The organism is Peptoniphilus vaginalis, from assembly GCF_900176605.1.
Taxonomy (GTDB): Bacteria; Bacillota; Clostridia; order Tissierellales; family Peptoniphilaceae; genus Peptoniphilus_A; species Peptoniphilus_A vaginalis.
Genome location: NZ_FXLP01000004.1, coordinates 471002 through 492014, shown reverse-complemented (window position 1 = coordinate 492014; position 21013 = coordinate 471002). Strand labels below are relative to the sequence as shown.

Here is a 21013-nt window from a genome sequence, read left to right as displayed (position 1 = left end):
CTTGTGCCTACAAGCCAAAGTAATCCTCAAAGAATTGTCTCTCTATGTTCTTTGTCCTGTTTAAGTAAATCTCTAGGTAGTCGTAGAAGAGAGACCCCTTCTTTATCTTTGGCTCATCTCTTCTAACCCTTTCAAGAGGATAAGCCCTGTGAGGTGCAGGGAGCTTTGACCCCCTCCTTCTCTTTTTCTTTTCTTCATATCCCTTGGGATTTACTTCTATAATAATTTCGAAATTTTTATCACTAGGTTGGTCCTTCTTCTTGTAGTCAATGTCAAGTTTCTCCTTCTTGTTAGGACTTGACTCAAGAGGTATGAGATACCTAACAGGATTTAGGGCAAGAGATGTCTCCTCAGTTTTTTCTTCAAAGGAAATAACTCCTGAGTCCAATTCTTTTTTTAAATTTTTTAAACTTTGCCTTTCATCCATACTTTCAAAATTTTTGTCTTTCAATTTTAAAATCCTCTCAATACATCAGGTCTAAAAGACTTTTTCTTTAAAGTTTTTTCTATCGCCCTTATTAGGCCTTCCTTGTCTTCGTTTAATGTTCCCGCAAGTAGAACGTAGTTGGATGCGTGGTTGGACCTAAACACTGTGCCTTCAGAGTCAACGTTCTCCAAGAATATCTTCATCTCTTCAAGGATTTGACCAGCATCTGGCATCTTGAACTTGCCAGTGACATAGTCTTCATAAAGAGGTGTGTTCTTGTAAATTCTCATTGTAAGATAACCCAAGAAGTCTGGCTTAGTTTCTGAAACTAATCTTGCAGTTCCTATTGCATTTCTCTCCATGCCCTCTACTCCACCAAGACCTGCTATGATTGTGACAGAAGTTATAAAACCTGCTTCCTTTGCCTTTTTCATAGCAGTCACATATTCTTCATAAGTTACCCCTTTTTTGATTTCCTTTAGGAGTTCTTCATCTCCAGTTTCAAAACCAATGTAGAGCATCTCAAGTCCTTCAGCCCTAAGTTCCTTTAGTTCTTCTAGGGACTTTCTATTTATATCTTGGGCAGTTGCATAGGATGAAACCCTTTTAACGTTGGGATAATATTTTTTTATTGTCCTTAGGACTTCAACAAGGTCCTTTGTCTTTAATACCAAGGCATCTCCATCTGCCAAGAAGATCCTTTCAAAATAATCTCCATAGGAGCTCATTTCTATTAGATCTTTCTTTATATCTTCAAGGGGTCTTATCCTAAAATCATCTTCCTTGTACATGTAGCAAAAGGTACAGTTGTTGTGAGAACAACCCACTGTAGCTTGAATTATTAGTGACCTAGCCTCACTTGGCGGTCTAAAAACATTTCCGTAGTACTGCATATAACTCTTCCCTCACTTTTATTTTAATTTTTTCCGTGCTTCTTTAATAGGTCATCCTTTAGTTGCCAAAGTTTTTCTGACAAGTCGACAATGTATTCACTTGGATTGTCAAGTCTCTTAGTTTCTTCCCAAAGGGTATCAAGTTCTGCATCAGCCCTTGCCCTTATTTCATCAAGGCTTGGCATCTTGTAAACAAGTTCACCCTTGTCATAAATTTGGACAAGAACCTTCTTAACTGTGTAGTCTGTAAGAGTCTTTCTCTTCCAAGTGTAAATTGGGTGGAAGACTTCGTAATTATCCTTAGGGATTTCTTCATCTCTTAGGGCAATTACATCGCCCATGGCCTTGCCAGTTTCATTTTCATAAAATCTGTAAAGTTCCTTAAAGCCTGGTGTAGTAATTTTTGTCACGTTTTCTGATATTTTAATTTTTGGAATTATATTTCCATCTTTATCTTCTGTGGCAACAAGTTTATAAACTCCACCAAAGACTGGAGATGACTTTGATGTAATAAGTCTTTCACCAACTCCAAAGGAGTCAAGCTTTGCACCTTGGTTAAGTATTGTCCTAATTGTGTACTCGTCCAAGGAGTTTGATGCCATAATCTTAGCATCTTCATAACCTGCATCATCTAACATCTTTCTCGCCTTGTTGGAAATATATGTTATATCTCCAGAGTCAATTCTTATCCCCTTAGGTCTAAAGCCACGAGCTACAACTTCTTCGTCAAAGACCTTGATGGCATTAGGGATACCTTCCTTAAGAGTGTCGTAAGTGTCAACAAGAAGTAGGCAGTTGTCTGGATAAACTCTTGCAAAAGCCCTAAAGGCCTCTAGTTCTGTGTCAAACATTTGAACCCAGGAGTGGGCCATGGTACCAAGAGCTGGCACTCCAAACATCTTGTCTGTCAAGGTGTTAGCTGTTCCTGCACAACCACCTATGTAGGCTGCCCTTGCTCCAAGATTTGCTGCAGAATATCCTTGGGCTCTTCTTGATCCAAACTCAACAACTGGTCTGCCCTTAGCTTGCTTAACAATTCTTGATGCCTTAGTCGCAATCATAGATTGGTGATTAATTGTAAGTAAGACCATAGTCTCTAGCATTTGAGCTTGGATAGCTGGACCCCTTACTATTATAAGTGGCTCGCCAGGGAAGGCTAAAGTTCCTTCTGGCATTGCCCAAACGTCACATTTAAATTCAAAATTCTTTAAATAAGATAAAAATTCTTCGTTAAAAACTCCCTTGTCTCTTAAGAAGTCTATGTCTTCATCTGAGAAGTGAAGATTTTCCATGTACTCAATGAGTTGTTCAAGACCAGCAACAATTGTGTACTCTCCGTTGTCAGGCACTTCTCTAAAGAACATATCAAAGATGACAGTCTTGTCTCTTAGTCCTTCCTTAAAAAAACCATTGGCCATTGTGAGTTCATAGAAATCAACAAGCAAGGTGTAATTTTTCTTTACATTATAATTTACCATTTTATACTTCCTTTTCTTTCATCTAGGCTCCCTAGATTCCCTTAGTTAATTACCTAGATTATAACACAAAGGAGATTTTTTTTATAATCTAATGGCTCTCACTCTTATATATGCCCAAAAATATTTTTATAAAAGTCTACTTGTGTTATAATTTTTAAGAAAAATTTCTTGCGAGCTTCTTTTCTATGAAGAGGCTCTTAAAGATTTTCAAATTCTTATTAATTAGTAATAGCTATGCTATAATAACAATAGATTGGTAAAGGTGAAATTTTTGGAAAAAGTTAAAAGTATTGTGGACATAGAGAGGTCCCTAATAAAAACTTACAGGAGAGATATTTATAAAAAATTCGTCAAGGGGATCAACAATTATGAAATGATTAGCCCTGGCGACAAGATTGCAGTTGCCATATCAGGTGGCAAGGACTCGCTAACTCTTGCCAAGCTCTTGCAAGAACTCAAGAAGCACAACAAGGTTCCCTTTGAGTTAGAATTCATTGCCATGGACCCAGGCTACCTTCCTGAGAACAGAGAGAGGTTGGAGTACAACTGCGAGAAACTTGGAATCCCTGTCAAGGTTCACAACTCCGATGTCTTTTCCGTTGCTGAGAAGTTGTCAGAAGGTGGATCAACTTGTTATATGTGTGCAAGGATGCGTCGAGGCAACTTATACAACAGGGCACAAGAGCTTGGCTGCAATAAGCTTGCCCTTGGTCATCACTTTGATGATGTTATTGAGACAGTCCTTTTAAATATAATCTACGCTGGCGACTTCAAGACGATGATGCCAAAGTTGAAATCCAAGAACTTTGAAGGCTTAGAACTCATTAGGCCCATGTATCTTGTAAGAGAAGAAGCTATTATTAGGTTTATGAAGTCCACTGGTCTTTCTGCTCTTGACTGTGCCTGCACAGTTACCCAAAAGCAGTCTGGCAACAAGAGGTTCTTTATCAAAGACCTCATCGAAGAGTTAAAGAAAGAAAACAAAAATGTGGACATAAACATCTTGCGTGCTACAGAAAATGTCAACATAGATCAAATTCTTGGCTACAAGGAAAAGGGCGAGAGACACGACTTTTTAGAATTTTACTAAAAAAATAAATTCCTGATTTTTATTATAATTATGGGGTATGTAAGTTAAGGTAATTTAACTTTATTAAATGGTTAAGATCAAGGACTTAAACTTAAGTCTTTATTTTATAAAATATAAGGAGGATTTATGGAAAACTTATTGTCAGTACCTATTAAAGACGATATTTATTTTATAGGTACAAATGATAGAAAGACTGAACTATTTGAAGGAATGTGGCCACTACCAAAGGGTGTTGCTTACAACTCTTATGTGTTAAAGGGCGAAAAAAATATACTTTTTGATCTAGTAAGAGTTAACACAATTGACGATTATATTCAAAAGATTCATGAAATCATTGGAGAAAATGAAAAAATTGATTACATAGTAATCAATCACATGGAACCAGACCACACGTCTTCAATTAAGTCAATCTTGGACATCTATCCAGATGCAAAACTTGTTACAAACAAGAAGGCTGTTGCAATGTTAAAGAACTTCTACGAAGTTACAGACAACATCATCGAAGTTAAAGAAGGAGAAACTATAGAACTTGGTAATAGAAAGTTAACTTTCTACATGACTCCAATGGTTCACTGGCCAGAATCAATGGTTGCATACGAAGAAGCAACTAAGACTCTATTCTCACAAGATATCTTTGGTGGCTTTGGAACTCTTGACGGTGGCATCTTCGACGACCAAATCGAATATGATTCAAACTACCTAGAAGAAACAACAAGATACTTTATCAACATTGTTGGTAAGTATGCAACACAAGCCTTAAAAGCTCTTAATAAGTTAGAAGGTCTTGATATTGAATTAATTTGTCCAGACCACGGACCAATCTGGAGAAAGAACCCACAAAAGATTATCGACATCTATACATCACTTGCTAAGCAAGAAACTATTGAAGGCTGTGTAGTAATCTTCGGATCAATGTACGGTAACACAGAAACAATGGCAGAAGCAGTAGCAAGGGGACTTTCTGAAGGTGGAATTAAGAATGTAAAGGTTCGTGACATCACAAAGACTTCTTACTCCTACCTACTTTCTGACATCTGGAGATACAAGGGAGTTATCTTGGGATCTTGTTCTTACGACAACAACCTCTTCCCTCCAATGAACTACCTATTGACAGAAGTTTCTCACCAAAGAATGAAGAACAACTACTGGGGAATCTTCGGTTCCTACTCTTGGTCAGGTGGAGCCCTAAAAACTCTAAAGAAATATATGGAAGATGGCAAATACAATGTGCTTGACACTCAACTTGAAATCCAAGGAGCAGCAAATTCCGAAGAATTAAAACAACTTATAGACTTCGGTAAGGAAATGGCTGCAAAGATCTTAGCAAAAGAAGATTAATAAAAGTTAATTAAATAAAAATAAATCTCCACTTATGTGCAATAGGTGGAGATTTTTTATGTAGATTTTTATTTTGTTGTATCCTAAAAAATAATTAGAACTATATATCAGTTGACTGTTTATTATCTTTTTCCCTTATAAATTTTTTCTATTTCTAAATTAATAATTTATTAAGTAAGCAAATTTTTCTATTAAGACTAAGTAAAGGCCCTATTAGTTTATAAAATTTTTAAATATCCTAGACCCACTTAAAAAAGTCCATAAAAAAAGAATGTCCTCAATCAATTAATTTAAAGACATTCTTTTCAAATACTTAATTCCATCCAATTTAAACTTTTTGGTTCAATCACATCTATCACCTATATTCTTTTTTTACCAAAGTCCTATATAAATTAACCTTTGTGAAAGCTCCCAACTCTAGGACTTCCTGCCATTTATATAAAAACTTAGAGTAAATAACAATTACTTACTAAACTATTTACCATCGTACTTTAATTACATCTTCAATTTCAATTTATATAAAAGCCTTTTTAATGGGAGGCTAATAAATTTAATAAAATCAAATACGTTTTTCTTTTTATTGGATGGAATTGTCATTGTTCACAAATAAGAAAAATCTAAAAAGCTTTTTATTACTTAATTACATTAATCTTATTTTGTACTATTATTATACCACGAAAAAGTACAGTGTAAACACTTTTTACAAAAATTTTTAAAATCTTTTTATAATTTATTGTAGTATAATTTGACATAGAAGGAGGCTATTATGAACACATTAATCGGATACAAAAGATGCAGCACTTGCAAGAATATAGAAAAGCTTTTGCAAGAAAGAAATATTTCCTACAACTACAGAGAGATCGACAAGGACCTCTTAAGTGTTGATGAACTGAAAAAAATTAAAGACCAAGCAGGAGTTGACGTCTTCAAACTTTTTAATACCTCAGGAATGAGATATAGAGAACTAAACCTAAAGGACAAGAAGAATGACATGACAGAAGATGAAATCTTTAAACTCCTATCCACTGACGGCATGCTAGTTAAGAGACCTATCCTCTTAAAAGACGGCAAGGCTTATATAGGTCCACAAGTTAAAAAATATTTAGAAAGTCTGTAAAATTAAATTTAAAAGCAAAAGAAGTGCAAGAAAATTAACCTGCACTTCTTTTTTTATCAATTTTAAAATTTTTATTCGCCCCTAAAAAATTCGTCAATGTCTAGGGCGTCTTCTGCACTTATTAATACTGTGACTTTGTCGCCAAGCAAGATCAAGTCGTCAGCTGTTGGGACAAATTCTATTCCATCTCTTTCGATGGACATTATTATAAGATGTTTTGGAAATTTTATATCTCTTAGGTCCTTGCCCATATTTTTGAAGTCATCTGTGATTGTGTATTCAAAGACTGAGTAGTCGCCAAGTTCTCTTTCCTTAGGACTTAATAAGTTTTTGTCCTTTAGTTGTCTTTCAAAGAGGGTGTCGTAAATTGGTGCGACTCTTAAGGCTTCTGCCACGTAGTATGAAACTACTACTACAATGGATAGGGCTATTAAGTGTTCAAAGGTTGATGTCATTTCTGATACCAATATTATTGAGAGGATTGGACTTCTCACTACTGATGCAAGGATTCCACTCATGCCCAATATTATGAAGTTGATGTAAAAGGCATCTAGTTCAAAGCTCTTGTCTAGGAAGGCAAAGACTAGGGCTCCGCATGATCCTCCTATTACAAGAACTGGTAGGAAGATTCCACCTTGGACTCCTGATCCGTAGCAAAAGCTTGTGTAAAATAATTTTACCAAGAGGATTGCTAGTATATATTTTACTGCAAATCTTTCTCTCGCCATGTGTTCTAAAAGACCATGACCTCCCCCTGTTCCTTCAAAAAACATATAGCCAACAAGAATTGTAACTCCCATTAGTAGGGCATACTTTACAATTTTTGAATTTATTTTTTTGAAGAGGTCTTGAAATTTTGTTATTAAGTAGTTGTAGGCTCCTCCCACTATACCTGTCATAATTCCTATTAGGATGGCAACCCAAATGAGTTTCATTGGTAGGGACTCTGTTACAAAGAAGGAGAAGGATGTTTCTTCACCCATTATCACAAAGGAAATGTAGTTTGCTGTTATTGATGCAATAAGGGCTGGTAAGAGGACAAACTTTGAGTAGGACTTGTGAAGTTCTTCTAAGGCAAAGATACAACCTGCCATAGGTGCGTTAAAGGCTGCTGCAAGTCCTGCCGCTGCCCCTGCTGTTATCATATACTTGAGTTCATCTGGTGGCCTATTTAGGATTTTGCCAAGGGACTTAGCTGCTGCTCCACCCATTTGAATTGATGGGCCCTCTCTTCCAAGAGAAAATCCCATGAGGTTTCCCAAGCCACCTCCAAGTATTTTGGAAATTAGGGTTGGAATTTCTTCCATCCTAAACTTACCCAAGATTTCTCCACGTATTTGTGGGATTCCACTGCCTCCTGATAGGGGTGCCCACTTTAGTAAAGTATAAATTACAAAGGAAATCACAGCTCCCAAGACTATTAATATTAATAGGGACCTTAAATTAAATTCCTTGTAGAGGATGGCCCTGTAGGAGTCCATCTTCATTATCACAAATCTGTAGAGGACAGAGAACAATCCTGCCAAGGCTCCCACCATCAGTGAGTCTATTAGGATCCTAAATATTAGTCTGTCCTTGTTATTTATATCATTTTTCATCTTTTCCATCCCCTATTAGCTTTCGCCAATCTTCTTCTTTTAATTTCAAAACTTCTATATAATTTTTCTCCCTGTTAATCTTTTCTGGAATTGTGTAGAAGTTTAAATTTAATTTTTTTATTTCCCCACCATCTATATCTGCAATAAGTTTAAACTTCTTTGATCTTACAAAATTATAAAATCTGGCATTTATTAAGATCTTCCCATCGTGATAGATGAGTATTTTTGAGTCGGGATTGTAGGACATCCTAAAGGACCTATTGTTTATCTTTCCCTTTAGGGTCCTTAGCTTTCCATTTTCCTCTGGCTCGATGTAGATCCTAGTGTCTGGAAGTTTTAACTCCATGTAGTTTTTTATGGCAAGGGCATACTTGTTGTCGTCGGACTTTAGCCTCAAGAGGTTCCTGTCCTTATCTGTATAGATGTAGAAAATTATTTGGTCTCTCTTGTCTAGGTCCCTTGAAATTTTTGCAAATTCTCTTCTCAATAGGTCTGAAAGGTAAGTGTAAGGGAAGTAGTCTTCTTCATAATAAAAGTCCTCTATCTTTGCAAAGAGGTCTTTTAAATCCTTAGACCTTACCTGTACTTCATAAGACCTGCCTGAAAGTTTTTTTACCTTGGTCCTTCTTATTGTCCCTGCCCACTCCTTCTTCACATACTTTTTAAGTTCTGTGTTCTTCTCAGAAAGTGAAACTGGTGGGAGAAATAATTTTTTGTTTGTAATGTCATAGCCAAGATCAGACATAACCTTGGAGTCACGAGCTAGGTTGACCATGGTGTTTCTATCAATGTAAAGGGGCAAGTCGGAGATGTCTTTCTTGTAGAGATAAACGTCGCTATTTACAATTTTTTCTCCATAGGTTTTTATCTTGTGGTCAACTTCTCTTCTCTCTAGGTAGTAGCTCTCCTTCTTGTTGGGACTTTGGAAGTTGATTATATTTAATTTATCATTTTTATTATCTTCAAGGCTCAGCCTTATTCCGTAGTCGCCACTCTCCTTGACCTTTCTGAAGATATCTGCAAAACCAAAGTCTTGGATGTTTTTATCTACAAAGGCAAAGACCCTATCGTCAACTGTGTAAAGAATTTGTGCCACAACTTTTTTTGGATAGCGATTGAAGTTGTAGATGGCAAAAAAAATTCCCAAGCCAAGAAGACTTATTAAGATTAAAGTTTTTTTCTTCATAGTATCACTGCTTCTTATATTTTAATTATAGTTTACAATAAAGCTTGACTTCATTGCAATTAAAAAAGGCACCAATTAGGTGCCAATTTGTAATAACTTATTAACTTGTAATGACTTATTAATTTTTATTTACATATCAAAATCTTTTCTCCAACTTCCAAATTTAAAGTAAAGAGCCATAATCACCAAGTTAGCAAAATATGAAACTGGATAGATAACAGAGATAACTCTTATTGAATTGAATATTGGCATTGCGAAGTGAACTACAACAAGTCTCAATATACAAATTGTAAGAAGGGAAATGATCATTGGTCCCATAGCGTGTCCACTTCCTCTTATGAAGCCAGAGATTGTTTCTGAAAGTCCAAAGGACCAAATGCCAAGACTTAAAATCTTTAGGAAGTCGGCACCATAAGCAACTACACCTGGGTCTGGGTTAAAGATTGCTATTAATGGACTTGCTAGGAAGTAAGCAATAAGTGATAGGATAAATGAAATTCCAAATACAATCATTAGGGATACCCTCATACCTTCACGAAGTCTGTCAAACTTCTTGGCTCCAAAGTTTTGTCCTGAGAAGGTTGTTGCCGCAAGGGCAATAGCTTGTAGGGACATAAAAATGAAGCCATCAATCCTTCCTTCTGCAGCAACACCAGCTATAGCATTAGGACCAAAGGAGTTTATCTTTGCTTGGAAGATTACGTTGGTCAGAGAAAGGAGTGCTGTTTGAACTCCTGTTGGTATCCCAACTTCAAAAATCCTCTTAGCTTCATGCTTATGAAGTTTGATTTCACTCTTCCTAAGCTTGTAGGATGAGTCAGCCTTTAATAGTGAATATGTTACAAGTATTGCTGATGTAACTTGGGAAGCAAGAGTTGCTAACCCAGCACCAAGGACTGACATTTGTAAATAGCCAACGAAGATTAAGTCCAAAATAATATTTACTAATGCAGAAACACATAAGAAGTTAAAAGGTCTCTTGGAGTCACCAGTTGCCCTTAGGATTGAAGCTCCCATATTGTAAATAAGTATAGGAACTGTACCCAAGAAGAAAACTCTCATATAAGTTGTTGCGTCTTGTAAAATTTCTTGGGGCGTGTCCATTATCCTCAAGAAGAAGGGTGTTGTAAAATAACCAAAGACTGTTATCAAAAGTCCTGAAACAAATCCAAGGAAGTAGGAACAACCTACTGACCTCTTTAGGGCCTCCCTATCGTTGGACCCGTAGTAAAGTGAAATTATTACAGAGGCACCAGTTGTAAGTCCAAGGAAGAGTCCAATTAATAAGTTGGAAACTGGTCCTGTTGCACCAACTGCTGCCATGGGGTTCTTGCCAGCGAACCTTCCCACTATCATAAGGTCAGCTGTGTTGTAAAGCTGTTGCAAAAAGTTTGTTAGAAGTAGAGGGATGGCAAATAAAATTATCCCTTGGATAATCGAGCCCTCTGTTAAATTTATATTTCTATTTGGTCTTCCTTTTCTACTCATCCATATACCTCACAATCCCTATGTAAATTTTCTTTAGTTCTCCAACCTTACTATTTAATAGTTGACCATCCTTTATATCAGATATGGCATAAGTAATGTTAGCCCCAAGGCAAGCTCCATACTCGTCACCTGTGTCTGCGTCCATACCTGATGGGATGTCAACTGCAATAATATAGTTGCCGTGGGCATTAATAAGATTAATTAGTTTCTTATAAAAATCATTGAGGGGTCTGTTTAGTCCTATGCCAAAAATTGCATCGACGGTAACTTCATTGACTTCCATAGATTCCACTAAGTCATCAAAGTCATCTTCATCATCAATATATTTTACTTGGGTAAGCTTTTCTAAGATCGCAAGGTTTTTAGAAAATTCTCTTGTCATCTTCTTGCCAACAACAAAGACTTCAACGAGCTTGCCATTTAAGATCAAGTGCCTTGCAATGACAAGTCCATCGCCACCATTGTTTCCCTTACCGCATACTATTGTGTAGGAATTATACTGATTAATTTCACGATAAATTCCCATCCCTGCGTTTTCCATTAAAATAAGAGAATCAATTTTGTATTCATCTATGGTTCTCTTTTCTAGTTCTTTCATTTTATCCTTTGAAATTGTCACAGTAATACCTCCTCAATCCTATTATATTCTATTTGATAAAAATTAAAACCTTCTAAGCCTTATTTCTTCTAACATAAAGCAAATTTTTTAAAATTAAACAAAATTCATTAATGTTTTTAATGGTCTTTAAAATTTAAAAATCATCCTAACTTGATGACCAAGGTCCTATCTCTCATTGACAAATTTTAAAAATAATTATATTTCCCTATTGATATTAGATATCATTTGACTTATAATTAACCTAAGTTAAGAAATTAAGAAAATTTAATAAATAAAATTTACAAATCACATAGGAGGATATTATGACAAATTATCTTGATCTTGCACAAATGACAAGACCCGAGTTACTTGGATGTGCCACAGAAATCTTCGAAAAAATTTCTTGTTGCGGTAAAACATCTTCTCTTGACGAGATTAAAAGGCAAGTAGAAAACTTAAACACTTTTCTGTATACATACTTTTTAATTACATACAACAAGGACCTTACTTACCTACATACAGAATTTTCAAATAGGCTTGAAGGTTCACTTACTGAGGCAGATGTTAAACTCATTGGTCACGACTTAATTGAAGCTTATTCAAACTCCCTTCTCGATGCCCTAAGTTTTTCTAAGAACGAAATCATCGACAAGGCTTTAAAAATTATTAACGAAGAATTTAGCAAGGGGCTTGGACTTGAAGACCTTGCAAACAAACTTCATCTTTCAAAAAATTATCTTTGTTCACTTTTTAAAGAAGAAACTGGCTTTACTTTCTGCCAATATCTAAACACTTTAAAGACTAACAAGGCAAAGAAACTTCTTTTGGAAGACAAGAAGACTCTTGAGTACATCTCTTATGAGTGTGGATTTTCTTCTCAACCTCATTTCACAATGACATTTAAAAAGTACACAGGCAAGACTCCTAAGGAGTACAAGATGAGCCTATTAGCTGGATAATAATTTATTGAAATCCTCCAATTTTTACTATATTATGTAGTAATTGGAGGATTTTATGCTTTTTAATTCTTTTGAATATCTAATCTTTCTCCCCCTAGTTGTAATTTTTTACAACTTACTCAGGGGAAAATTTAAAAATATATTTTTGCTCTTGGCAAGCCTTACATTTTATAGCTTTTGGAATGTGAAGTACACCTTCCTCATGATACTTTCAATTCTCATCACCTACTTGACAGGTGTCTTTATTGAAAACAATCGTGACTCCAAGGCTAAGATGAAGCTTGCTGTCTTTTTGTGCTTTTTTATAAATCTTAGCATCCTATTTATCTTTAAGTACTTTAACTTTTTCATGGACTTGGCAAGTAAGATCTCGGGAGGCAACTTTAACATTGCCCTTGACCTTCTCCTTCCCGTTGGGATTTCCTTTTATACCTTCCAGGCTCTTGGCTACACAATTGACGTCTACAGGAAGGACCTTGAAGCTGAGAAGTCACTCATTGACTATGCCCTCTTCGTCTCCTTCTTCCCCCAACTTGTGGCAGGTCCCATTGAAAGAAGTACCCACCTTCTTCCACAAATAAAAAATCCCAAGAAGTTCTCTTATGATAATCTTCTTAGGGGACTAGAACTTTTTACTTACGGAATGTTTTTGAAGTTGGTCCTTGCCGACAGGGTTGCAATTTTTGTCAACGATGCCTTCGCTAATTACCAAACTCATTCGAAGGAATTTTTATTACTTGGTGCCTTCTTGTTTACCCTACAAATTTATTGCGACTTTTATTCCTATTCAATTATGGCAAAGGGGTCTGCAAAAATTCTTGGCATTGACCTCATGGATAACTTTAAGGAACCCCTCCTCTCAAAATCCATTACAGAATTTTGGAGACGCTGGCACATATCCCTTTCCACTTGGTTTAAGGACTACCTCTACATCCCTCTTGGTGGTAACAGGAAGGGGACTTTTAGAAAGTGCATAAACCTCTTAATAGTTTTTCTTGTGTCAGGACTTTGGCATGGAGCAGAACTTTCCTTTGTCCTCTGGGGTCTTATCCACGGAGTCTTTAATGTAATTGAAAGCATACTTGGAATAAATAAAAATAAAAAATCAAATTTTCTATTGGACTTCTTCAGGAGGATCGTGACCCTAGTCATTGTTGTCTTTGCCTTTATCTACTTTAGGGCAGAGAACATCCACCAGGCTAATGCTTACATCTTGGGAATTCTTAAGAACCCATCAAGTCACAATCTCCTAGGAGAAATTACAAATTCAAAGTTTGGTCTTGCTAATCTCTATCCTCTTGGAGTGGGTCTTTTTATCTTACTTGTCTTTGACATCATAAAGTACAATAAGATAGATATTTCAGAAAAAATTTTAAAACTCTTCCTTCCAATAAGGTGGGTAGTTTACCTTGCCTTTCTCCTAGGAATAATAATTTATGGAATTTATGGTCCAGAGTTTTCTGAGTCAGCCTTTATTTATTTTCAGTTTTAGGTGGTTTAATGAAAAAATTTTTGAGAATTTCAAAATCTATAATTTTTCTTGGCATCTTAATTTTTGCCTGCCTACAACTTAATAATTTATTTATGAGAAAGTCCCTTTCAGGGCCTTGGGACATGGGTAATAAAATTGGCGGCTTTTTTAACGAAGTGGAAGACTATGATGTAATGTTCTTTGGGACAAGTCATGCCTACTGCTCCTTTGAACCCCTTTATATCTATGAAAAGACTGGTCTAAAGTCCTATGTCTTAAGCTCTCAGAAGCAACCCCTAAAGATTACAGCAACTTATGTAAAAGAAGCCTTTAAGAGAAAAAATCCTAAGGTCATCTTTGTTGACATCTATGGAGGTATCTTCAATATCACCGAAGACCTGGGAGTTGTAAATTCTTACTCCGACTACCTTCCCTTGTCAATCAATAAACTCATAATGATAGGGACAAAAGTGCCAAGAGGCTTTAAGGCTCCTGCCCTCTTCCCCCTTGTTGCCTACCACTCCAGGTGGGATGAGCTAAAGGATGAGGACTACAAGTTTGACAAGTCAACTTACAATGACTACCTCAAGGGCTACGTCCTCTTAAAGGATCAAAGTCAGGACTTTAAAAAAGATGTCATTAAGGATAAGGAACAACTTATGGAGTCCATAAAAAATTTTGACGAGGAAACTTATTTAAAGGGAAACTTAAGGGCCATTGATGAGATAATAGAAACTTGTAAGAAAAATGGAGTCCAGGTCTACTTTGTTAAGACACCAATTTATTCTTACTCTTACTATAAAGATAACATTAAGGTCTTTAGTAAATACTTAGAAGATCGTGGAGCAAAGTTTATCGACTTTAACGACTTTTATCATGAGATGGGACTCTCTAAGAAGAACTTCTATGATCCCCATCACCTTAACGTCTCTGGTGCAGAAAAGTTTAACGACTTCTTCATTGACTACATGAAGAAGGAGGGAGTCTTTAAAGATAGGCTTGCCAAGGATAAGTCATGGCTAGAGAATTTTAAAAAATATAATATAAATAAATCTTGATAGACTAAGTCCTTAAAACTTGGTCTATCTTTTTGTTTAACCAAAGTTAACATAGTAATCTTCGTGCTTATAGGCTTTTTAAAATAAATACGAAAATAAAATTATAAGCTTTACTCTATAAATGCTTGATTTTTATTAAATATGATAATAGAATATGTTTAAAGGAGGTTTTTATGACAATTAGAGATTTAGAAATATTCATCGAAGTTTGCAAGACAAAAAATATGTCCAAGGCTGCCGAAAATTTAAAAATTTCTCAGCCAACTGTTTCTCATGCAATTTCACAAATTGAAACTGAATATAATGTAAAACTCTTCGATAGGATTTCAAAAAAATTATACATAACAGATGTTGGCTTAAGACTATTGGATAATGCCAAGAATATTTTGGAACAATTTCAAAATACTGTTATTTTCTTACAAGGTTCTTCTACTGGTCACAGTATTACCCTTGGAGTTAGTTCATACTTTAGCTCAAAATTTCTCTTAGAAATTATAAATGAATATGAAAAATTACACGACGATGTAAATATTAGAGTTTATGTCGACGTACGTGAAGAGTTGCTTAAAAAATTAGATGCAGGTACAATTAACCTAGCGATTATTGACGGAAACGTAGATACTGATAAGGTTGTTTCTGTTCCTTTCTATAAGGATGATATTTTTGTTATTTCATCTAAGTATTCTGATTTAAAAGACAAGCCTGTCCTAGACCACGATGATCTAAAGAATAGAAAGTTTGCCTTGGGATACCTAGGGGAACAATCAATGAAAGCTTTTCATTCTTATTTGAGAGAGACTAACATCCCAATTGATATTAAATACATCTGCAAGAACAAGGATATGGCAATTAATATAGTTAAGTCTTCTGATGCCTTATCCTTTGAAACTAAGTCCTCCTTCAACGATGAAGATGTCATCTTGCACGAGCTTAGGGATTTAGATGCTACTAGACCTTATAACATAGTTTATCACAAGGAAACTTATCTAAAGAAAAACCTAAAGGACTTTGTTCAGTTCATCAAGAATAAGTTCAAAGAAAAACATTAAGATGGAATTACACTTCTTAAAATTTTTAGAATCCATTCACTCCCCCATCCTAGACAAGCTTATGATTTTCATAACAGGTCTTGGCAATGGGGGACTCTTTTGGATTGCCCTTGGTCTTATTCTTCTCTTCCAAAAAAATAAGGACTCAAAGAGGAAGGCTCTTAACCTATTCCTTAGTTTAATTATTTTTTCTCTTGTGGGACTTGTGACTTTGAAGCCCCTCATTGGAAGACCAAGACCCTTTATGGTTGAAGCCTTTAATCTTTTGATTAAGCCACCTATGGGTTATTCTTTCCCATCAGGTCACACAGGCTCATCCTTTGCAGCAGCCTTTACAATTTATTATTACAATAAAAAGCAAGGCCTTCTTGCCCTTGTCTTGGCTGCCTTAATAGGATTTTCACGTATGTATTTATCAGTCCACTATCCCACAGATGTCCTTGCAGGTCTTGTCCTGGGAGGTCTCTCAAGTCTAGTGGCTACAAAAATAATAAACAACAAGTATAAAAAAACTACCTCATAAAAATTTTTTAAGAGGTAGTTTCTTTTTTTGCAATTTTAATATTTAATTCTTCGCCAAGACTTCCATAAATTTCTTGGTATTCTTCGTAGACATTTTTAAGTCTGTTTAAGTTGAAGTCTATAGCTTCCTTGTCCTCAAGCATGTCCAACTGGTTGAGGGGAAATCTTTCAAACAAAATAGAAGTTTCTATCTCTAGGTCCTCCCTCATTATTTCAAGTTGTCCATTGGTCATCTCAAGTTCCCTTGGCTTGTCCTTCTTTAAAAATTCTTCAAGCCCTTCCTTGTCAGCCTTTTTAAAGGCCTCTCTTGCTTGGTCAAACTCTTCTATAGAAAAGTCATTAAGCTTGGGACTGTAATAGAAGATTGCCTGCCTAAAAAGGTCCTCAACTTCCCTCAGCTTATCCTCATCTAAGTCCCTTGACTGACTGTCAAAGTTCTCATCTTCCCTAAGCTCTTCAAAATCTCTTTCAAATTCTTCCTCTGCCTTCTTCTTTGCAAGGTCAGGAGAAAGTTTATCCAAGAGTTTTAAATTTCTTCTAAGCTTTCTAATATTTAAGTTTAAGGTATCTACATAATTTTCTAAGTCCCCAAAGATTTCCCTGTACTTCTTTTCAGTCTTGGGGATCAGGTTTATAAGTGTGTCTTCCCTCACAAAGATAAGTTCCGACACCAAAAATTTCAAATAATTTTTTTCCATTTAATCACCTATCTGGTCTTAAACTTTATTACAAGTCTTCTAATATGTCAACGCTAAAGACATTGTAAGAAAAAATTGGCAACTTCATAAATCCCCTAAGGTCGTTGTAGTCAATGTAGGACTTACTCTTGTTCCAACCATCGTAAACGTGTAAGAACTTTAGCTTCATTCCCCTGAACCTATAAATTGAGTAGCCTGAAACAACTAGGGAGTGGTTCTTGTAATAGCCTGATCCCAAGTTCATGAGAAGGGGCCTAAAGTTATCAATCTCATCCTTTACATGGGAGTAAAAGTTGCCAAGGTAAATCCCCCTTGCCCTTATGGCAATTTTATTTTTCTTGAAGTAGGAGTTGGCAATGTGAGAGATCATTATAGGAAGGGTGCCAATGCTTTTGAAGTAACCATTTCTCTTGGCAATGCCAAATACTTCATCGTAAATTTCAAATTTGTCCTTGTCTTTGAAGTAATAATTTATAAGCCTAGTGAGGCTTGCTATGGTGCAGTTGTTGTGGCTATCTTGAAAATCCCTTTGCAAGAAGTCTGGCAGTTCCAAGTCGCTGGACTCAATAAGTCTTGCCCCAGGATAAGTCTTTTCCACATAAGTATCTAAGTTTGCAATTCTATTTTTTTCCATTTTTTCCTCCCAACTTAATTATACCCCTGAAGGAATTTTTTATTTGACTTCCCTTCTCCTTGCCCCAGGCATATTTGCCATATGACTCCAATAACTTCTTTGCATATCTCCCATTCCTTCCCTATCAAACTTTCTCTTGTCAGGGGCAACTTCATCATAAAAGGAAAGCCAGAGGTCAAAGAAGGCATCAGTGGACTTCATATCCTCTGACATTTCAAATTCAAAGAACTTTCCCTCTTGTCCATTATAGATCACTGCCTTATTCCTCCTAAAGTCTGCAATGACAAAGCTCTTGTTGGCAAGCTTATTCTTAAAGTGCCTGTAAACAAAAAATAAGATGTCATTTTGCGGTTGGAACTTGGCAAAGAGAAGTCCCTTCTTTTCTTCAAAGCGAAGACTCTTGTAGGAGTTAATTTCTCCTGAGACCCTATCTAATAAGTTCTTAAAGTCCTTTACATCCTTATCATCACTTTCAAGATAATAAAAGCCATGAAGGTAAAGCTTCTTTAGGGTCCTGGCTATGGCAAGCTCCTTCTTCTCACTGGGCACTGCAAAAACCCTTAGGACTGACTCATAAAAGGAGTAGGAGAAGTTTTTTATTATAGACTTCTTAACCCTTAGGGCCTTGTCTTCTTCTGTGGGGCACTTGATCCTTTCTTTGTTCGAATTAACTTGGCTGACTCTTTTTGAAATTGAATCAACCTCTTCTAAGACCTTGTAGGCATTAAAGATCACTGTGAAGAGCCCCTCTATTGTTCCATCGTATAAGTAAATCATATTAAGTCCTGCTCTCCTCTCTTTATAAATTAAAAATAAGACTTGTTTGGAGTCAAATCTTATATCTTTCTACAAGGTCATTCTAACATTGAAACTTCTGTTTGTAAACAAATTTTCTTTTATTGGCTTCTTTATGTTTTTTTATGTTCTTGTAGACCTTGATGACTTTATAAACTTCTGGGACTTAAAAAGTATTCACAACTTTATAAAATTCTACAACTTTATAAATTTCTATGGCTTTATAATTGTTCACAACTTTATAAGTATTCACGACTTTATAAACTTTTACAAGTCTATAAGAATCTCTGACTTCACAAGTTCTTATAACCTAATCACCCCTTGCGAACTAATTAAGTTCACAAAAAAATCTGCCCTAAGGCAGATTAATTTTCATTATGAAGTTCAATTAATTTATCATATTGAAAGCTTGCCAGCATTGGATATATAAGCTGAAATTCTTTCCATAGCTGCAAGAGTTTTTTCATATAGAAGTCCTGATTCAGGATTACAAATTTTTTCCCTCATCCTCATCATGTGGTTGTTTCTAAAGGCTGATGCCTCTTTTTGAACAAGCTCGTTAGATTGACGCATCAAGAGAACCCTATCTTCTTTTTCCATATCTTCATCAAAGGAATGGAACATCTTGTCGATGATTGCGTTAATTTCTCTCAATTCGTCAAAGGTAACATCTGTAAACAATAGACCTTCGTCATTTTTTAACTTGGCAACTTCGGCAATGTTTTTGGAGTGGTCCCCAATTCTTTCCATGTCCCTAGATATTCTTAGATAGGCTGCGAAGTTGGCAGAAGTTTGCTCGTTCATAGATAGACCTAGAGAATCAATTATAAAGGCAGAAATTTGTTTGTTGAGGTAGTTAATAACTTTTTCTCTTCTAAAGATTTCTTCATGAACTTGTTCATCGAACTTACTTAAAAGCCCAACAGATGCCTCATAGTTTTTATCTACTACATTGAGAAGTCTATTGACTTCTGCTTTAACGTCAGTAAAAGTTGCTGGAGCATCCTTTACTACATTTAAGTTGATGTATTGTAAAGACATCTCTTCTTGTTCCTTGTCAATTCCAGGAATAATCTTGAAGGCTAGGTCTGCAAGTTTCTTGGAGAAAGGAATTAATAAAATTGTTGTCACAACGTTAAAGAGGGTGTGTAGGTTGGCAATTTCTGCTGCCGGCAAGTTCCTTGAGAAACTTATAACTATCTTGTCTATTGGAATGACAAAGGATGCACATACGAAAATTATTGTACCAATGATGTTAAATAGAACGTGAACTAGGGCAGTCCTTCTTGCGTTTTTAGAAGATCCAACTGAAGATAAAACTGAAGTCACACAAGTACCAATGTTAAATCCTAGGATTATATACATGGCAGAGTGGAGTGATATTACACCTTGGTTGGCAACGGCTTGCAAGATACCAAGGGATGCTGATGATGATTGTAATAGGGCTGTTACACCTGTACCTGCCAAGACTCCCAGGATTGGGTTGTCAAACTTCGTCATCAAAGTTGCAAATCCAGGGTAGTCCCTTAGGGGTTCCATAGAGTCACTCATAAATTGCATACCCATGAATAAAAATCCAAGGCCTATAACTGCTTGGCCTACATATTTTTTCTTCTTACTCTTGGAGAAGGTGTTCAATAAAAAACCTACAAAGGCAATTATAGGTGCTATAGTTGAAATGTTTAGGGCTACTAATTGACCAGTGATTGTTGTACCAATATTGGCCCCCATAATAATTCCAACAGATTGATAGATAGTCATGAGGCCTGCATTTACAAAACCCACAACCATTACTGTAGTAGCTGAAGATGATTGAATTATTGCAGTGACAAGAGCACCGACAAAAATCGACTTAAAGAAGTTCGATGTCATCTTTTCAATGACAACTCTAAGTCTATCACCTGCGACTAATTCGAGACCCGAGCTCATCATTTCCATTCCATAAAGGAAAAGAGCAAGTCCTCCTAATAGTTCAATAAAATAATTAATTGACATAAGTCCTCCCAAATCTTTTTTCAATTTCATCTTACAATATAATTCTTAATTTTTAAAGGCAAAGTAAAGATTTTGTAAATAAATTGCTAAAAGAAAAAAGACGGCTGAGCCGTCAAAAATTATTTTTTTTAAACTGTCACACTATTGATTAATATTGACCCAAGGGTGCAGACAAACAAAATCCCTCTTGTCTTTCTTATATCCTATTCCAATCCTTTGATTTTAATTCTTCATATCTCTCTTCATTGCCTTCAAAAATTTTACCCTTAAAGTCAACTTCATACATGACCTTCTTGCCCAAGTGCCTTAGGCTTATGATGGCTTTGTTATTTTTCTCATCTACTTCAAATTCTTCTATTTCATTCCAAGGCATGAGGTAGAAGTCCCTCTTTGTTGAATTTGAAATTTCACTTTCATAAAGACCCTTAGGGCTAAAGTAGAGAATAAAAGTCCTAGATGAATCCATAGTGTAGAAGAGCCCACCTATTATCATAAACTTAGCCAGTCCTGTCTTTAGGTCGTTAGCCTTAAAGGCTACAAGGTAATTGTCCCTATCGCCAAAAATTTTTTCCACCTTGTCACTAAATTCCTTCTTGTCGTTAAATAATAATCCCATAAA

The 21013-nt window shown here is 35.8% G+C and carries 21 protein-coding genes; 9 read left to right on the top strand and 12 right to left on the bottom strand.

Annotated elements, in window-relative coordinates; translation table 11 throughout:
* Positions 1 to 7: 7 nt before the first annotated feature.
* The 3 genes from CAN42_RS03695 to CAN42_RS03685 are packed head-to-tail and all read right to left on the bottom strand — an operon-like array spanning position 8 to position 2798.
* Positions 8 to 451: a hypothetical protein gene (locus tag CAN42_RS03695; RefSeq protein ID WP_085875587.1), complete on the bottom strand. Its 444-nt coding sequence runs from the start codon at positions 449 to 451 to the stop codon at positions 8 to 10.
* 2 nt (positions 452 to 453) lie between these two features.
* Complete coding sequence (locus CAN42_RS03690; protein WP_085875586.1) at positions 454 to 1320, bottom strand: radical SAM protein; 867 nt, start codon at positions 1318 to 1320, stop codon at positions 454 to 456.
* A gap of 23 nt (positions 1321 to 1343) precedes the next feature.
* The gene (locus CAN42_RS03685; protein WP_085875585.1) at positions 1344 to 2798 is read right to left on the bottom strand and encodes a nicotinate phosphoribosyltransferase; all 1455 of its coding nucleotides are present in this window, start codon (positions 2796 to 2798) and stop codon (positions 1344 to 1346) included.
* Positions 2799 to 3069: 271 nt separating this feature from the next.
* Here CAN42_RS03685 and CAN42_RS03680 point away from each other — a divergent pair, with 271 nt between their 5' ends.
* The 3 genes from CAN42_RS03680 to CAN42_RS03670 all read left to right on the top strand — a co-directional run bounded on the left by CAN42_RS03680 (position 3070) and on the right by CAN42_RS03670 (position 6343).
* Positions 3070 to 3888, top strand: a complete 819-nt coding sequence (locus tag CAN42_RS03680) for a tRNA lysidine(34) synthetase (RefSeq protein WP_062571918.1) — start codon at positions 3070 to 3072, stop codon at positions 3886 to 3888.
* A 126-nt stretch (positions 3889 to 4014) separates the two neighbouring features.
* Entirely contained in the window at positions 4015 to 5226 is a 1212-nt protein-coding gene (locus tag CAN42_RS03675) for an FprA family A-type flavoprotein (protein ID WP_085875584.1), read from the top strand.
* A 766-nt stretch (positions 5227 to 5992) separates the two neighbouring features.
* Positions 5993 to 6343 (top strand): arsenate reductase family protein, encoded by a 351-nt coding sequence (locus tag CAN42_RS03670; RefSeq protein WP_085875583.1) that lies wholly within the window; start codon positions 5993 to 5995, stop codon positions 6341 to 6343.
* Between the two features lie 71 nt (positions 6344 to 6414).
* On the opposite strand, the gene CAN42_RS03665 is transcribed toward CAN42_RS03670, so the two are convergent.
* The 4 genes from CAN42_RS03665 to CAN42_RS03650 form a co-directional block, all read right to left on the bottom strand.
* Positions 6415 to 7941 (bottom strand): ClC family H(+)/Cl(-) exchange transporter, encoded by a 1527-nt coding sequence (locus tag CAN42_RS03665; RefSeq protein WP_062571921.1) that lies wholly within the window; start codon positions 7939 to 7941, stop codon positions 6415 to 6417.
* Positions 7931 to 9127, bottom strand: a complete 1197-nt coding sequence (locus CAN42_RS03660; RefSeq protein ID WP_085875582.1) for a hypothetical protein — start codon at positions 9125 to 9127, stop codon at positions 7931 to 7933. Before CAN42_RS03660 ends, CAN42_RS03665 begins: the two co-directional genes overlap by 11 nt.
* A 129-nt stretch (positions 9128 to 9256) precedes the next feature.
* On the bottom strand, positions 9257 to 10615 hold the full coding sequence (locus tag CAN42_RS03655; protein WP_085875581.1) for an MATE family efflux transporter: 1359 nt from the start codon (positions 10613 to 10615) through the stop codon (positions 9257 to 9259).
* Positions 10608 to 11234, bottom strand: coding sequence for an NAD(P)H-hydrate epimerase (locus CAN42_RS03650; protein ID WP_085875580.1), 627 nt, complete (start codon positions 11232 to 11234; stop codon positions 10608 to 10610). Before CAN42_RS03650 ends, CAN42_RS03655 begins: the two co-directional genes overlap by 8 nt.
* A 302-nt stretch (positions 11235 to 11536) precedes the next feature.
* Between CAN42_RS03650 and CAN42_RS03645 the strand changes: the two genes are divergently transcribed.
* The 5 genes from CAN42_RS03645 (at position 11537) to CAN42_RS03625 (ending at position 16273) form a co-directional block, all read left to right on the top strand.
* Positions 11537 to 12172, top strand: a complete 636-nt coding sequence (locus tag CAN42_RS03645) for a helix-turn-helix domain-containing protein (RefSeq protein WP_062571925.1) — start codon at positions 11537 to 11539, stop codon at positions 12170 to 12172.
* A 55-nt stretch (positions 12173 to 12227) separates the two neighbouring features.
* On the top strand, positions 12228 to 13664 hold the full coding sequence (locus CAN42_RS03640) for an MBOAT family O-acyltransferase (protein WP_085875579.1): 1437 nt from the start codon (positions 12228 to 12230) through the stop codon (positions 13662 to 13664).
* 8 nt (positions 13665 to 13672) lie between these two features.
* Complete coding sequence (locus CAN42_RS03635; RefSeq protein ID WP_085875578.1) at positions 13673 to 14701, top strand: hypothetical protein; 1029 nt, start codon at positions 13673 to 13675, stop codon at positions 14699 to 14701.
* Positions 14702 to 14874: 173 nt separating this feature from the next.
* A complete protein-coding gene (locus CAN42_RS03630) occupies positions 14875 to 15750 on the top strand; it encodes a LysR family transcriptional regulator (RefSeq protein WP_085875577.1) in 876 nt (291 codons plus the stop codon).
* Position 15751: 1 nt separating this feature from the next.
* Entirely contained in the window at positions 15752 to 16273 is a 522-nt protein-coding gene (locus CAN42_RS03625; RefSeq protein ID WP_085875576.1) for a phosphatase PAP2 family protein, read from the top strand.
* Between the two features lie 7 nt (positions 16274 to 16280).
* Here CAN42_RS03625 and CAN42_RS03620 read toward each other — a convergent pair whose 3' ends face one another.
* From CAN42_RS03620 to CAN42_RS03610, 3 genes are read right to left on the bottom strand one after another with little or no spacing between them, the layout of a single operon-like run.
* Positions 16281 to 16970 carry a hypothetical protein gene (locus CAN42_RS03620; protein ID WP_085875575.1) on the bottom strand — a complete coding sequence of 230 codons (690 nt, stop codon included), beginning with the start codon at positions 16968 to 16970 and terminating at the stop codon, positions 16281 to 16283.
* A gap of 28 nt (positions 16971 to 16998) precedes the next feature.
* The gene (locus CAN42_RS03615) at positions 16999 to 17604 is read right to left on the bottom strand and encodes a C39 family peptidase (protein WP_085875574.1); all 606 of its coding nucleotides are present in this window, start codon (positions 17602 to 17604) and stop codon (positions 16999 to 17001) included.
* 39 nt (positions 17605 to 17643) lie between these two features.
* Positions 17644 to 18381: a TIGR03915 family putative DNA repair protein gene (locus CAN42_RS03610; RefSeq protein ID WP_085875573.1), complete on the bottom strand. Its 738-nt coding sequence runs from the start codon at positions 18379 to 18381 to the stop codon at positions 17644 to 17646.
* Between the two features lie 133 nt (positions 18382 to 18514).
* Here CAN42_RS03610 and CAN42_RS03605 point away from each other — a divergent pair, with 133 nt between their 5' ends.
* Positions 18515 to 18829 carry a hypothetical protein gene (locus CAN42_RS03605; RefSeq protein WP_135100545.1) on the top strand — a complete coding sequence of 105 codons (315 nt, stop codon included), beginning with the start codon at positions 18515 to 18517 and terminating at the stop codon, positions 18827 to 18829.
* On the opposite strand, the gene CAN42_RS03600 is transcribed toward CAN42_RS03605, so the two are convergent.
* Together CAN42_RS03600 and CAN42_RS03595 are read right to left on the bottom strand one after the other, a co-directional pair.
* Positions 18796 to 20394: a Na/Pi cotransporter family protein gene (locus tag CAN42_RS03600; protein ID WP_062571934.1), complete on the bottom strand. Its 1599-nt coding sequence runs from the start codon at positions 20392 to 20394 to the stop codon at positions 18796 to 18798. The two genes, CAN42_RS03605 and CAN42_RS03600, sit on opposite strands and share 34 nt — an antisense overlap.
* 196 nt (positions 20395 to 20590) lie before the next feature.
* Positions 20591 to 21010, bottom strand: a complete 420-nt coding sequence (locus CAN42_RS03595; protein ID WP_085875571.1) for a histidine kinase — start codon at positions 21008 to 21010, stop codon at positions 20591 to 20593.
* Positions 21011 to 21013 lie beyond the last annotated feature (3 nt).

Bases quoted from the DNA above. Each gene is read 5' to 3' on its own strand.
- CAN42_RS03690 (WP_085875586.1), bottom strand. From the start codon at position 1,320: ATGCAGTACTACGGAAATGTTTTTAGACCGCCAAGTGAGGCTAGGTCA.
- CAN42_RS03685 (WP_085875585.1), bottom strand. From the start codon at position 2,798: ATGGTAAATTATAATGTAAAGAAAAATTACACCTTGCTTGTTGATTTC.
- CAN42_RS03675 (WP_085875584.1), top strand. From the start codon at position 4,015: ATGGAAAACTTATTGTCAGTACCTATTAAAGACGATATTTATTTTATA.
- CAN42_RS03670 (WP_085875583.1), top strand. From the start codon at position 5,993: ATGAACACATTAATCGGATACAAAAGATGCAGCACTTGCAAGAATATA.
- CAN42_RS03665 (WP_062571921.1), bottom strand. From the start codon at position 7,941: ATGAAAAATGATATAAATAACAAGGACAGACTAATATTTAGGATCCTA.
- CAN42_RS03660 (WP_085875582.1), bottom strand. From the start codon at position 9,127: ATGAAGAAAAAAACTTTAATCTTAATAAGTCTTCTTGGCTTGGGAATT.
- CAN42_RS03655 (WP_085875581.1), bottom strand. From the start codon at position 10,615: ATGAGTAGAAAAGGAAGACCAAATAGAAATATAAATTTAACAGAGGGC.
- CAN42_RS03645 (WP_062571925.1), top strand. From the start codon at position 11,537: ATGACAAATTATCTTGATCTTGCACAAATGACAAGACCCGAGTTACTT.
- CAN42_RS03640 (WP_085875579.1), top strand. From the start codon at position 12,228: ATGCTTTTTAATTCTTTTGAATATCTAATCTTTCTCCCCCTAGTTGTA.
- CAN42_RS03635 (WP_085875578.1), top strand. From the start codon at position 13,673: ATGAAAAAATTTTTGAGAATTTCAAAATCTATAATTTTTCTTGGCATC.
- CAN42_RS03630 (WP_085875577.1), top strand. From the start codon at position 14,875: ATGACAATTAGAGATTTAGAAATATTCATCGAAGTTTGCAAGACAAAA.
- CAN42_RS03625 (WP_085875576.1), top strand. From the start codon at position 15,752: ATGGAATTACACTTCTTAAAATTTTTAGAATCCATTCACTCCCCCATC.
- CAN42_RS03620 (WP_085875575.1), bottom strand. From the start codon at position 16,970: ATGGAAAAAAATTATTTGAAATTTTTGGTGTCGGAACTTATCTTTGTG.
- CAN42_RS03615 (WP_085875574.1), bottom strand. From the start codon at position 17,604: ATGGAAAAAAATAGAATTGCAAACTTAGATACTTATGTGGAAAAGACT.
- CAN42_RS03610 (WP_085875573.1), bottom strand. From the start codon at position 18,381: ATGATTTACTTATACGATGGAACAATAGAGGGGCTCTTCACAGTGATC.
- CAN42_RS03605 (WP_135100545.1), top strand. From the start codon at position 18,515: ATGTTTTTTTATGTTCTTGTAGACCTTGATGACTTTATAAACTTCTGG.
- CAN42_RS03600 (WP_062571934.1), bottom strand. From the start codon at position 20,394: ATGTCAATTAATTATTTTATTGAACTATTAGGAGGACTTGCTCTTTTC.
- CAN42_RS03595 (WP_085875571.1), bottom strand. From the start codon at position 21,010: ATGGGATTATTATTTAACGACAAGAAGGAATTTAGTGACAAGGTGGAA.